The sequence below is a fragment of the Pontibacter toksunensis genome (assembly GCF_042686245.1).
Lineage (GTDB): Bacteria > Bacteroidota > Bacteroidia > Cytophagales > Hymenobacteraceae > Pontibacter > Pontibacter toksunensis.
Window position 1 is genome coordinate 117,664 of record NZ_JBHUOX010000016.1, and the last position, 13,254, is coordinate 130,917.

The 13,254-nt window shown below is 45.6% G+C and carries 12 protein-coding genes; 8 read left to right on the forward strand and 4 right to left on the reverse strand.

The window, feature by feature from the left end:
• The first annotated feature begins 26 nt into the window (after positions 1 to 26).
• The 7 genes from ACFS7Z_RS18900 (at position 27) to ACFS7Z_RS18930 (ending at position 8,979) form a co-directional block, all read left to right on the forward strand.
• A complete protein-coding gene (locus ACFS7Z_RS18900) occupies positions 27 to 1,544 on the forward strand; it encodes a RagB/SusD family nutrient uptake outer membrane protein (RefSeq protein WP_377487877.1) in 1,518 nt (505 codons plus the stop codon).
• Positions 1,545 to 1,680: 136 nt separating this feature from the next.
• Positions 1,681 to 2,739 (forward strand): aldose 1-epimerase family protein, encoded by a 1,059-nt coding sequence (locus ACFS7Z_RS18905; RefSeq protein ID WP_377487879.1) that lies wholly within the window; start codon positions 1,681 to 1,683, stop codon positions 2,737 to 2,739.
• Positions 2,740 to 2,758: 19 nt separating this feature from the next.
• The gene (locus ACFS7Z_RS18910; protein ID WP_377487881.1) at positions 2,759 to 3,982 is read left to right on the forward strand and encodes a class I mannose-6-phosphate isomerase; all 1,224 of its coding nucleotides are present in this window, start codon (positions 2,759 to 2,761) and stop codon (positions 3,980 to 3,982) included.
• A 189-nt stretch (positions 3,983 to 4,171) separates the two neighbouring features.
• Entirely contained in the window at positions 4,172 to 5,236 is a 1,065-nt protein-coding gene (locus ACFS7Z_RS18915) for a sugar phosphate isomerase/epimerase family protein (RefSeq protein WP_377487883.1), read from the forward strand.
• An 18-nt stretch (positions 5,237 to 5,254) separates the two neighbouring features.
• Positions 5,255 to 6,454, forward strand: a complete 1,200-nt coding sequence (locus ACFS7Z_RS18920) for a Gfo/Idh/MocA family protein (RefSeq protein ID WP_377487885.1) — start codon at positions 5,255 to 5,257, stop codon at positions 6,452 to 6,454.
• 155 nt (positions 6,455 to 6,609) lie between these two features.
• Positions 6,610 to 7,725, forward strand: coding sequence for an FG-GAP repeat domain-containing protein (locus ACFS7Z_RS18925; RefSeq protein WP_377487887.1), 1,116 nt, complete (start codon positions 6,610 to 6,612; stop codon positions 7,723 to 7,725).
• Between the two features lie 51 nt (positions 7,726 to 7,776).
• Positions 7,777 to 8,979: an alpha/beta hydrolase family protein gene (locus ACFS7Z_RS18930; protein WP_377487889.1), complete on the forward strand. Its 1,203-nt coding sequence runs from the start codon at positions 7,777 to 7,779 to the stop codon at positions 8,977 to 8,979.
• Positions 8,980 to 9,185: 206 nt separating this feature from the next.
• Here the strand turns inward: ACFS7Z_RS18930 and ACFS7Z_RS18935 are convergent, their stop codons facing one another.
• From ACFS7Z_RS18935 to ACFS7Z_RS18950, 4 genes are all read right to left on the reverse strand, one after another.
• The gene (locus ACFS7Z_RS18935) at positions 9,186 to 9,629 is read right to left on the reverse strand and encodes a hypothetical protein (protein WP_377487891.1); all 444 of its coding nucleotides are present in this window, start codon (positions 9,627 to 9,629) and stop codon (positions 9,186 to 9,188) included.
• A 470-nt stretch (positions 9,630 to 10,099) separates the two neighbouring features.
• Entirely contained in the window at positions 10,100 to 10,609 is a 510-nt protein-coding gene (locus tag ACFS7Z_RS18940) for a transposase (protein ID WP_377487923.1), read from the reverse strand.
• Positions 10,494 to 11,021: an IS3 family transposase gene (locus ACFS7Z_RS18945; RefSeq protein ID WP_377487893.1), complete on the reverse strand. Its 528-nt coding sequence runs from the start codon at positions 11,019 to 11,021 to the stop codon at positions 10,494 to 10,496. The genes ACFS7Z_RS18940 and ACFS7Z_RS18945 overlap by 116 nt, the downstream gene beginning before the upstream one ends.
• The gene (locus tag ACFS7Z_RS18950; RefSeq protein WP_377487895.1) at positions 11,018 to 11,326 is read right to left on the reverse strand and encodes a transposase; all 309 of its coding nucleotides are present in this window, start codon (positions 11,324 to 11,326) and stop codon (positions 11,018 to 11,020) included. The genes ACFS7Z_RS18945 and ACFS7Z_RS18950 overlap by 4 nt, the downstream gene beginning before the upstream one ends.
• Before the next feature lie 642 nt (positions 11,327 to 11,968).
• Here ACFS7Z_RS18950 and ACFS7Z_RS18955 point away from each other — a divergent pair.
• Positions 11,969 to 13,219 (forward strand): SGNH/GDSL hydrolase family protein, encoded by a 1,251-nt coding sequence (locus ACFS7Z_RS18955; protein WP_377487897.1) that lies wholly within the window; start codon positions 11,969 to 11,971, stop codon positions 13,217 to 13,219.
• Positions 13,220 to 13,254: the final 35 nt, after the last annotated feature.

A 13,254-nucleotide genomic window follows, 5' to 3' on the forward strand; every position in this document is an offset into this window, starting at 1 on the left:
TTCTAACATCTTTATTACAGAAGATAATGAGAAAAGGAATCATATTAATCTGTTTATTCGGCACTGTGCTGGCGGGCTGCAAGGATGACTTTCTGGAGATTGTGCCGGAAACATCCTTGAGTTCGGCGACCTTTTTCACAAAACCGGCCGATTTTCAACAAGCTATCAATGCGGCCTATGTTCCGCTGCGAACTATTACCAATAATAGCGGCACTGCTGGAGGCTCTTGGGTGTTGGGTGAAATGCACTCCGATAATACATACTATGCCCGTAACCCCAATTTTGGCGCTACTGAGCAAGAGGAAGATGTAGCTGATTTTGCTATTCCTACTGCCAATGGTGTAACATCAAATGAACATGTGCGTGAGCAGTACCGGCGGGATTATCAGATCATCGCCCGCACCAATCAGATTCTGGCGTCTATCGATCAGGTGAAGTTTAGTGATGAAGCGATGAAAAAAAATATTATAGGACAAGCAAAGTTTCTTAGAGCCTATGCCTATTTCGAACTGGTGCGTTACTTCGGAAGTGTTCCTCTGCACTTAACCCCTGTCGCTAACAGGCAGGAAGCAGCCTTGCCACTGGCACCGGAAGAAGAGATTTATGCACAGATAATAGAAGATATCAGTGAGGCTATCTCCTTGTTGCCACCTAAATCAACACAAGAGGCGGGAAGGGCTACCTCGGGTGCTGCAAGAATGTTGCTGGCAAACGTGTATATGGTGCAGGAAAAGTGGGCAGAGGCCGAAGCACTTTTGAAAGAAATAGTTAACAGCGGTGAGTATGCCTTAGTACCTGAATACGCAGATGCCTTCTCGAGCTCTACAGGAAATAAGAACAATATAGAGTCGGTGTTTGAAGTGCAGTTTATGGAAGGATCAGCAGGACTTAATGGAGACTTTCTGTACCATTTTTTGCCGCGCCCTCTGTCAGCTGCAGAACTGGTGGCTATCACCGGCACCTCCAATCCGCAGCCGCTTAGTGGAGAGGGCAACAACATTCCTACGCCTGATATTATTGCCGCCTACGAAGTAGGGGACGAAAGAAAAGAGGCTTCCATTGGCTATATCACTGCAAGCGGAAGTCCTTGGAAGGATGGCGTATATCCCTATATTAAAAAGTATGCAAAAACCCATGCCTTGCATGGCAACCATGGGATGAACTGGCCTATCTACCGCTACTCAGAAGTTTTGCTGTTTCTGGCAGAGGCGCTGGCCCAGCAGGGCAAAATGGAAGAAGCCGCCCAGTATCTGAACATGGTGCGTAACCGTGCCGATCTGGACGATTATTCAGGAGGTGATCTGCTAGAGGCTATATACCATGAAAGGAGAGTGGAGTTAGCCTTCGAGAACAAACGCTGGTTCGATTTGGTAAGAACAGGCAGAGCGGTGGATGTGATTACAGCATATGGCGAAAGAATAAAAGCAAATCCCCAAGCCTATTATTATCCAGAAGGATTTGGGCCTCGCAACCATGCCTTCTCCAACATAAGCCTGCACTATGCGCTTCCGGCGGATGAAGGAGCACTGAGCCCATACTTTTAAGCTTTCATTTAGGAAGAGGCAAGGCATTGAAGCCAGCTTGATACACCAACGGAAAGGGCGGCAGCTCTATCCGTTGGTGCGTTATTAGCCTGAAAGGAATATCTTTTTATAGCACTTTGAACTATAAATAAACAATTTGGATCACGCAACCTGGAAAAACAAGATTTGTAATCCCGCACAGTTGGGAGGCATAGAAACCTCTGTGCTTGATAATGGTCATGGTCGCGGAACCCGTATTGCTTGGATAAATACCGGAACAGGGCTTCGTTACAAGGTAGTAATTGATCGGGCGATGGATATTGTTGATGCCTTCTATGATCAGCATAGCCTTGCCTGGATAAGCCATTTAGGTGTTACCCCTCCCGAACCCTTTTCGAACAAGGGTATAGATTGGATAAGAACATTTGGCGGAGGTTTGCTTGTTACGTGTGGTTTAACTCATGTAGGCGGTCCAGAGAAAGATAGCTATGGTGAGCGTGGTCTGCATGGACAAATAAGCAATACCCCAGCCGAAATTGAATCAATCATTCAACCTGATCCCATAGCCGGTAAAATGGAAATGAGCATTACAGGGATAATTAAACAAACACAGTTATTTGGGCCTAACATTGAGTTGAGACGAACAATATCCGGAAGACTTGGGCAAGCCTCCATTGAAATTCATGATGAAGTTATAAACAGGAGCAACACATCGGTTCCTCATATGCTGCTGTATCATTTCAACTTTGGATGGCCTTTAATAGATGAAGGCACTGATATTATCTGGCAAGGATCATGGGAGTCACGGGAGGGGGAGCCAAATAACAAAATCTTCCGTCCCGGTAATAACTTCAAAAAGTGCCTTGCCCCCTTAGACGAACACAAAGGAGGAGGGGAGGAAGCAGCTTTCATCGACGTGACGCCCAATGAGGCCGGGCAATCTGTATGTGGGTTTTACAATTCGAAAATTAATCTTGCCCTTGCGCTGCGATTTCAGAAGAAGCAGTTACCCTGGTTAACAAACTGGCAACACTGGGGAAAGGGTGAATATGTGACTGGCCTTGAACCAGGTACTAACCCACCGATAGGGCAGGCAAAGGCAAGGGAGCAAAATGAGCTCATACACCTGTCTCCGGGAGAAAGCAGGACCTACGACCTGAAAATTGAAGTGTTCAATAATGAAGAAAAAATTAATGAATTTTTGAAACATAAATAAGCTAACTGTAATAGAAAAAATGGAAACAGTAGAAAAAGTAAGTTTAGCTGCAAAGGCATTAGAGCAAGGAAAAGGTATTCTTCGTCTGGCCCCGACTTGGGTGCCACGTTCATTTTGTGTGCCGGGGCGGAGAATAAAGCTACACCCTGACGATTACTATGTGTTGGGGGGAGAACGCGGAGGTATTGATGAACGTTGGTTAGCCTCAACAACGCCAGCTAAAAACGGTCCTTTAACCGGGGAAAATGAAGGCTTAAGCACCATTGTTTTTAATGATGGCGCTAACGAAGAGAAAATACTTTTAAAGGATGCCGTTGATGAACTGAAGGGCGAATTGATAGGAGACCGCTTATGGAACGAGCACCGTAGCTGGCCCATGTACTCTAAGTTCTTTGATAACATGGGGCCGCTGCCACACCACGTGCATCATAACGATGAGCATGCCAAGTTAATAGGCCAGTTAGGAAAGCCGGAGGCCTATTACTTTCCACCACAGTTGAATAACCATGGAGGTGATTTTCCCTATACCTTTTTCGGCATTACACCGGGTACAACAAAAGGAAAAATACGCGAGTGCCTTGAAAACTTTTCCAAAGGAGACAATAAAATAACAAATTATTCTCAGGCATTCCGCCTGGAGCCAGGCACAGGCTGGGACGTACCACCAGGACTGCTTCATGCCCCCGGAAGTATGTGTACATATGAGCCACAGAAAGCTTCTGATGTATTTGCTATGTACCAGTCACTGGTGAACGAAGCAGTAATACCAGAGGAACTACTATGGAATGGTACTCCCGAGGACAGAATAGGAGATTATGACCAGCTGCTGGAGGTGCTTGATTGGAAACTGAACGTTGATCCTTACATGATGGAAAACCGTTTTATGGCTCCCAAGCCTGCTAGATCATTAGAAGAAATGGAAGCCGAAGGATACACTGAAAATTGGGTATGCTATAAATCAGACGCTTTCAGTGCAAAAGAGCTTACTGTTTTCCCGGGAGCAACAGTAACTATAAAAGATAGCGCTGCTTATGGCTTGATCATGATGCAAGGGCATGGTAAAATGGGAGTCTGGGACATAGAGACTCCTGCTCTGATCCGCTACGGACAGTTAACAAATGATGAATTCTTTGTTAGTGAAAGAGCTGCCAGTGAGGGTGTAAAAATAGTTAACACATCTACTACTGATTCGATTGTAATGTTAAAACACTTTGGGCCAGCAAATCCTGACCTGAAGATGTAACTGACTAATTTATAGTTTCACATTTGCTGACTTCGTTTTGCTAGGGCGTTCTTTTTGAACTGATTTTCTTATAAGAGAATACTCAATAATCGCGAATACAAGAACGACCTTCACTCAGCATTAGATCGGCTTTTATTATTACATAGATATTTATAATTGTATATTAATCCTGATATAATTTTTTGGCTTATGAACGAGAATAACTATCCAAAACTACACAATGCAACATGGCCTGGTATCGTAGGAAAAGGTCCTGATTCGGAGCCACCAATATCTTTCGATTCCATGCTCGAGATGACTGCTGCTGCTGAGGTAGATGGGGTAAAGTTTGACGGTGTTGACATTGGACTTTTAGAGCCCCATATTGATATTGATAGCAAGGATGATGGAATAAAAAGACTGGCAGATAAGGTATCTTCCTTTAACTTAGATATTGGTACTCTTGTAGCACCAATATGGGGTGGCCCTGCCATGGGTAGTAAAGAAGAGCGAGCCCAGTTCCTTGAGCAGGTTCGTAAATCCTGCCATTTTGGAAAGAAGTTGCGCGAACTTGGTGTCCGTCCTAATGGAGTTATACGCATTGATTCTGCCAGTACCCCTGAAAGCTGGGCAGTTGATCCGGTGAATAACACAAAACTAATTGCTCAAACTTTCCGTGAAGCGTGCGACATAGCTGCTGACTATGGTGAGAAACTGGCCGCAGAGGGAGAGATCTGCTGGGGTGGCATGCACAGTTGGAAGACCATGATCGATACCTTGGAGGCTGTCGATAGACCTAATATTGGTTTTCAGGCTGACATGTCTCATACCTTATTGTACCTTCTAGGCTATAACAGACCGGAAGACCGTATTTTGCCTAAAGATTTCGAATGGAGTGACCGGGAAGCTTTAACGCAGGGACTCATAACCCTTACCAAAGCATTGCGCCCCTGGACAATTGATTTCCACGTTGCTCAGAACGATGGCACAGTACATGGAACAGGCTCTCATGACAAAACGGGGCGGCACTGCCAGGCACTTGACCCGAATGGGAAACTTGATATAGCAAAAGACGCAGGTCACTGGCTGCGCGATGAGAGTGGAGAACTTACAAAAGCATTCAAGCATATTTGCTGGGACGGATGCATGTTCTCCAATGATGTTATGATGCAACAACAGACCTGGAACGACATTCTGGCTACTATGATACAAGTGCGCCAGTTGCATGGCTGGTATGAACCTGAGAAAAAGCTTATAGTCGATACTGTTCAATAATTTCTTAAAAGAAGAAGAATGGGAAACAACAAAGAACTAAGAATAGGATTGATTGGATGTGGCCTCATGGGTCGAATCCACACGAATGGTTACAAACGCGCGAATGACTTTTTCCCTGAACTGGAGTTCCGACCGGTGTTGAAAGCTGTTTGCTCGCGTAGTGAGGATAAAGTACGGGCATTTGCTGACCAGTGGGGTTATGAGTCAATCGAAACAGATTGGAAGGCTGTCATCGCTCGTGATGATATTGATGCCGTAGATATCTGCACACCGAACGATATGCATGCTGAGATTGCCATTGCTGCTGCTGAGGCGGGTAAAATGATTCTCTGTGAAAAGCCTCTTGCCCGCACTTTAGCTGAAGCACAGCAAATGGTGACTGCCATTGAAAAGGCAGGTGTTAATAACACCGTTTGGTACAATTACCGCCGTGTTCCGGCTGTAACGCTAGCTAAACAGATAATAGATTCGGGCAAGTTAGGGCGAATTTTTCATTACCGGGCTAATTTTCTGCAGGACTGGACTATTAATGCTGATCTGCCACAGGGCGGCACGGCTTTGTGGCGCCTGGATTCTGCTGCAGCAGGGTCCGGAGTGACAGGTGATCTTCTTGCCCACTGTATTGACACTGCCATGTGGTTGAACGGTGGGATTAAGGATGTTTCTGCCCTTACCGAGACTTTTATAAAAGAACGTGTACATCAGGCAACCGGACAGGTGCAGAAAGTTGGCATCGATGATGCTTGCATTTTTCACTGCCATTTTGATAACGGAGCTTTAGGTCTCTTCGAGGCTACCCGCTATGCCCGTGGCCATAAGGCTCTGTATACCTTTGAAATAAACGGCGAACACGCTTCCATTCGTTGGGACCTGCACGATATGAACCGGCTTGAATATTTTGATCATGCAGATGAGTCAATTGTTAGGGGCTGGCGTTCCATTCATGTTTCTGATAGTGATCAGCCTTATATGGATAGGTGGTGGATACCAGGAACAAGTATCGGTTATGAACATACATTCCTTCACCAGGTAGCGGACTTCCTGAAGAGCTTGGAAACAGGAGAACCCTGCTCCCCAACATTCAGAGAGGCGCTCGAAACGCAGAAAGTCTGCGAGGCAGTACTTGATTCGGCTGCTTCGGGAAGCTGGAAGAATACTGATGTTGAGTGGAGTGAGAAAAAGAAAACTCGAAAAGTGCCGGTAATAGGAGAAGCTTAAAATCCCGGTAGCCATTATCCTGAAGCTGTTGAAATATGACGCATCCTGCGAGGACAAGTCATGAGTCAACAGCTTCTTTTTTAATAATCTCTGATATTAAATTTGTTTCTTGACTTGCTATGCTGTCTCTCTATCACTCCACAATACTGCTTCTTTTGATTTTCCTTTTTCCGGAACAGATTCTGGCACAAACAGAAAAAGCTGGACCAATAAAATTCAGGAAGCAGTTTATTGCGGCTGAGAGCTTTGAATCAGTTGGTGTGTTTGATGTAAATGGGGATAAAGTACCGGATCTGGTATCAGGGAACTTCTGGTACGAAGGCCCCGAATACCTGAAGCGCCACCACATCACAGACGTAAAGCGCCACGGCGAATATTACGATGATTTTGCTACCATTCCGATGGATTTAAACGGTGACGGGCGACTTGATTTTGTTACCGGGGGCTGGTTTTCTGAAACCTTGCGCTGGCATGAAAACCAAGGAGCGGGTAAGCCCTGGACGGACCACAACATAGCCAAAACCGGCAATATCGAAACAATCCGTGCCTGGGACGTTGATGGTGATGGTTCCTTAGAACTGGTTCCGAACACACCCGGCAAGCCCCTGGCATTCTACAAAGTTAAAGCCGGCACTAGCACTACGCCAGAGTTTACGCGTGTGGAGGTAGCCAAAACACATGGGCATGGGTTAGGTTTTGGTGATGTTAACGGCGATGGGAGGGGGGACTTTATTATCAGCAATGGCTGGCTTGAAGCACCTGCCAATCCCTTTACCGGTTCCTGGAAATTGCACAGCGAGTTCTCTATAGAGCCAGCCAGCGTCCCTATTATTGTAACTGATGTTAATAAAGATGGGCTTTCGGATCTGATATCGGGCAATGGACACGGTTATGGCCTGTCCTGGTATGAGCAAAAGTTAGATAAGAGGGGTAAAAGAAGTTGGGTAACACATCCCATCGACGCAGATAACTCGCAGTTCCATGAAATGCAATGGGTGGATTTGAATAATGATGGCAAACAGGAGCTTGTGACCGGAAAGCGTTACCGTGCCCACAATGGGAATGACCCAGGCGCCAACGATGATTTTGGCTTGTACTATTACAGCTGGAACGGCGACAGCTTCACCAAGAATGTTATCAGCTATGGTTCTTTAGGAGAAGGCGTAGGAACAGGCATTTATTTCAGCGTAGCTGATCTACGCGGCACTGGTCGGCCCGATATCATCGTTGCCGGAAAACAAGGACTCTATGTCTTCTATAATGAGGGCTGAAATTTACTTTAGTCAAAATACTCTTTTTTCAGAATATAACAATCTTTTAGTATGATAAAGCAACTGTCTTTACTAGTGCTGCTAAGCTACATAGTGTGCAGTTTAATGAGCACCAACCTTATGGCACAGGCTGTTGATTCCGCTATGCTTTGCCAAGGGGGGTATTACACAGAAGCAGAGGGCAAAGCTGTTTTGGAACGATTTGCCACTAGTTACCATAATCAGAAGAGTTGGGAGAAAAGGGCCGAACGCATCCGGAAAGGCATGGTGGATGGGATGGGCTTGTCCCGCATTCCTAAAAACACTCCTCTAAAGCCAATTATCCACAGCAAAAGAACATACGACGGCTACACCGTAGAAAATGTTGCTTTTGAAAGCCTGCCAGGCTTTTTCGTAACGGGCAATCTTTATCGACCAACGCAAAAGCAGTCTTCCTATGCAGGCATACTTGCCACACACGGGCATGGCCCAGACGGCAGATTTCAGGAGTACATGCAAAAGCGCTGTGCTACGCTCGCACGCATGGGAGCCATCGTTTTTGCTTATGATATGATTGGCTACGCAGACGCCACCCAGTGCTCCCATAAGCACCCGCAGGCATTAGCCCTTCAAACGCATAACAGTATGCGGGCTGTAGATTTCTTGCTATCCTTCCCGGAGGTTGATGCGAAGCGTATAGGAGTAACGGGCGAATCCGGAGGCGGGACACAGGCTTTTTTCCTGACTGCCTTAGATGAGAGAATTGCTGTGTCAGTGCCGGTTGTGATGGTTTCGGCTTACTTTTTTGGCGGTTGCTCCTGCGAAAGCGGCATGCCTGTCCATAAAAGTGAAGACCACCAGACCAGCAATGTAGAAATTGCCGCCTTAGCCGCCCCGCGCCCCATGCTACTGATTTCAGACGGGAAAGACTGGACGAAAAATACCCCAGAAGTTGAATTCCCCTATATAAAAAACATTTACCGGCTATATGAGCAGGAAGATCAGGTAGAGAATTTGCATCTTCCCGATGAAGGCCACGACTACGGCATCAATAAACGAAAAGGAGCCTATGCTTTTTTAGCCAGGCATCTCCATCTGTCCTTGGGTAGTGTTATGAATGGAAAAGGAGAGGTTGATGAAAGCTTTGTGACAGTTGAAAGCCCTGCAGAACTCCTTGTTTTTGATGCGCAACATTCAAGACCGGCAAAAGCTGTTATTGGAGACAAAGCCGTCAGCGAGTTGCTGGCCCCGGGCGTTAAGAGAGGTAAGGAATAGCGCCTGTTCAAAGGTATTCGACAAACTGTATGGATAGATTCTGTTACAGACTACCTTTTATTTAACACTACAGTTGAGTTGGAAAAAATATAATAACAGGGCACATCTAGAGTTAGCGTATATAAACCGGCTGTGATGAAGTCTGGACTTTTCATTCCGTTATCAAAGGTTTATTCTGTAAGTATGCATTCTTGCCAACAACGTTCTTATTGTTTGTTATTAGGTATGTAACCCATTTTCTCAATTTTAAAACTTTCTTTTATCACGCCGGAACTATCTGTTTTTACGATGCAGCTAAAACTTCTTCTTGTCATCGCTCCATAGGTATCTTGGCTATCCACCCAGGAGTTTATCCGATACCTATTTTCACCTAAATACTTTGTATGCTTTAGCTTTTCTTTTGTATTTGGAAATTCTGCTGTAGTAGGTTCCTGAAGAGATTCTATCACAAAATCAGTAGCGAGGTTATATGCCATTAGCTTGTCCGCAATACTATCGTTTTCATACCTGTTAATCTCGGATACACTTTCTACTTCTGTTGTTCTTACATTCTGAACATTGGATTCACTTATGAAATCATATTGTAAAAAACTCCAAATAGCCAGACCGGAAAAAGCCACTAGAGCTATAAAAATGTATAACTTTTTCATTGCAGAGCGATTTGTTTAATTTGTAATATAAGTAATAGGAAGAAAATAAAAAACATTGTCTCTTATTGTCTCTTATTGTCTCTTATGGGGTAAATGTCACCTGCAGGATTTTTCCTATACTGTGGTTTATCAAAGTTACACTGTAGTACATTTTATTTAGTAGAGGTTTTCCTGATTTTACTCAGGACTTGATATAGGTGAGCAGATGCTACAGGAAAAGAAAAAGAGTCGCAAACGATTCTGCCACTTGTCTACTGCTTAAGGAATCACCCCCTTCTCTGCTGACTAATGTTCTTATGATGACAACACACCCCCTTTTTTCTCTTCCCATCATTTAGGAGCATGATATACTGCTGATAACTTTCTTAAATGAAGCGGTGGAGTAGCTTGAATATTGGCTACTATTATCTATTTGTCCACTTCTCAGTGCCCTACCCCCCAAACAATAGGACTAGGATTCTACTATTCACTTAGTTTTCAATTATAGTCTTCTCATCTTTCAGCGGAATCAGTCTCAGCATGAGAGCTTCCTGTTGCCCCTGCAGGTACTGGTTCGGCGACAGCATGCCTAAGCTCCCATGAACCCTGCCTTGGTTATAGAAGTTGATGAACCTGTTAAACACCTCTTTGGCCTCCTCAAGGCTTTCAAACTCATACTTAGCACAGACAGCGCTTTCCACGATAGAGTGGTAGGACTCGATGTAGCAGTTCTCCTGCGGGCTGGCCACGTGCGTGAACTCATGGTCGTTGCGCATCTCCCTCAGGTACTCCCGAAACAAACCCGCCTCAAACTGGCTGCCGCTGTCTGTCCTAAGGCTCACCCTCTCCGGCATGCTGTAATGGTACAAAACATCTCTCATCAAGTCAATGACCTGGTGCTTGGTGATGCTCCATTCTAGCCTGTAGCCCAGAACGCCACGGCTGAAGACATCCAGTACCGTTATCAGCAGCGCATTGCGGTGCTGACCATGAATGTAGATGTACTTGATGTCGGTCTGCATGCACTCGAAGGGCTGGCGGGTTCTGCAGCAGGTCCTTGGCAATTCTCTTTCCCCTTCTGTTCCTTCTGATGCGGCTGTTGAGTAGCCGGGCCTCTTTCATCAGCCGATACACTTTCTTGCCGTTGATGACCAGGCCCTCGCTGTTGTTTAGCCAGCCGGTCACCTTTTCGTAGCCATAGTCGACAAACTCCTGGTTTAACAGCCACTCTATCCTTGCCAGCACGTACTCATTGCTGTAGCGGATGCCTTCTTTGCTGAGGGTGCTGGTGCTGACTTTCCTGCCCCTTTTGCCACAAAAGGGAAGGTAGTAATAGGTGCTTTTGCTCAGGCCGCATAGGGGCAGCACCTTGTAAAGCGGGTGGCCCTGCCCGATGAATGCTTTGGCAATCATAATCCTGTCTGCCTTCTGACAGTGCTTTTTTTTAGCAACTCTTCCTTGATGCGCAGGGCCAGTTCTTTCTCTGCTAGCAACTGCTTTAGTTGCTGATTCTCCTTTTGCAGACGCTTTACCTCCGGGTCAACTTTGTAGTGCTTGCTGGATAGGGCTTCCTTGCCGCCCGTACCGTACTTCTCCTTCCATTGATAGAAGGTGTTGCTGTAGATGCCGTGCTTACGGATAGTGGCCGTGATGCCTTCTTTTTCGGCTTCTGAGAGGATGCTTAGTTTCTCGTCTGCTGACCAGTGTCTTCTTTTCATTGCTCGTGCAAGTTATAAATTTAACTTGTAGAATCTTTGGTCCAGTCTTTTAGGGGGCTAAGAAGTCAGGGACTTCTAAAATTTCGAATTACCCTTTCTTGATGTCCGTCAAAATAAGATTGCCTCAGTTTCTGTTGATGTTTTTGTTCTGTCCCTTCTTCAGGTAATTTAACATAGCTAATAAAAGAACACCTTTGATAACAAAGCAATGTCAGGATAGTGCAGGATTGTTTGTAAAGTATATTTTAGTACATTCAATCATCAAGCTATAAGTTTTAACTTCTTTCATTATTTCGAAAAGAATTGCTTTAGCTTAGGTACAAACAACGACTGCTATTGGCTATGCACCAGCAATCTGTTATTAGTAGCAGATAATATGCTTGATTCTTGTCCTACAGAAAACGTCCAGTATGAGAGCCTCCTAAATTCATTCAATTAAGTTTCTGTAGAACATTGAAAATATTCGTGCAACAAGAGCAATTGAAGCTCCAAACTTTGTTTTTTCATTGATCCGGCATTAAATAATTTCTAATGTTATGCTTAGGATAATATCATCTAATTTCTTGTACAAGCGCAGCATTCCAACCCCGGCGTGTGGAGTGCAACTGCTTCTCCAGGAGAAACTGCTTTAAATAGAAATGCATGAGAAATAGAGAACTTCTGGCAACCCTCTGTTGTCTTTTGTTGTCCGTTACGGTACCCGTCGAAGTAGCAATTGCTCAGGATTCGCCGCAGGCCGCAGTCGAAGCGTCTGGTGCAGCTTTTGAGCTTCAGAATGGTGACAGGGTCGTCTTTCTGGGGAACTCCCTGTTTGAAAATGACTTGCCCTATGGCTACCTGGAGTACACCCTGACAACAAGATGGCCCAACCGTGATGTCACTTACCGCAACATAGGCTGGTCGGGAGATACGGTTTGGGGGGAGGCGCGCAGTTACATCTCTTCTCCGAGTGCCTATGATTTGCTGATGGAGCAATTAACGAAAGCCCAACCTACAATTGTGTTTATAGCCTACGGAGCCAACGAGGCGCTTGAGGGAGAGGCGGGCCTTCCCCGTTTTAAGCAGGGCTTAACCCAGTTGCTCGACAAGGTGAACGAGCTAGGTGCAAAAGCTATTCTTTTGTCTCCAATTCCAGTAATGGCAGCCGGGACCGCTGAAAATTTAGAGCAACGCAATGCGATGCTGGAGCTATATGCTTCTGCTGTCGCCAAGACGGCCTCTGATCGGGGCCTTAAGTTCATCGATGTTTTCAACCCGCTCCTGGAGCGCAGCAAAAACGCAACGTTGTCAGACAATGGCCTTCACCTGAATGAAAATGGCTATTATCACCTGGCTTCAACCATCGAAGATGAGCTGGGACTGGCACCGCGCAGCAAGGAGTCAGTAAGGCTAGCTGTTTCTAAAGACGCTGTAGAGGTAACGGGTCCGGCTAAAGTTTTGGACGCAGGAAAGAACAGTGGAACCATAAAGTTCACGGTCGATGAAGCTTATCTGCCACTCCCGTTGCCGGATGAGGGAGGGGTAACAGCAAATAATGCGCGGGTATTCAGGATTACAGGACTTAAAAGGGGAAAGTATACACTTAGTACGGGTAACTTCCAGAAGATAACCGCTTCGGCTAATGAGTGGGAAAAGGGTATAGAAGTTCCTCAAGCTGCTTCATTCAGTCAGGCCAGTCAGTTGCGAGAGAAAATTGTAAAGAAGAACGGGTTGTTTTTCCACCAGTACCGACCGCTTAACAGGACTTATATCATTGGGTTCCGCTCCCATGAACAAGGCAGGCATATGAAAGGTCTGGAAGATCTAAGCATCATTATTTCCTGGCTTGAAGGCCAGATTGCGCTGGACCGCATGCCAGCGCCAACAGCTTATCAACTTTCCCGAACAAGATAACATGACAGCAAGACAAAATAACAAGCACAGGAGTA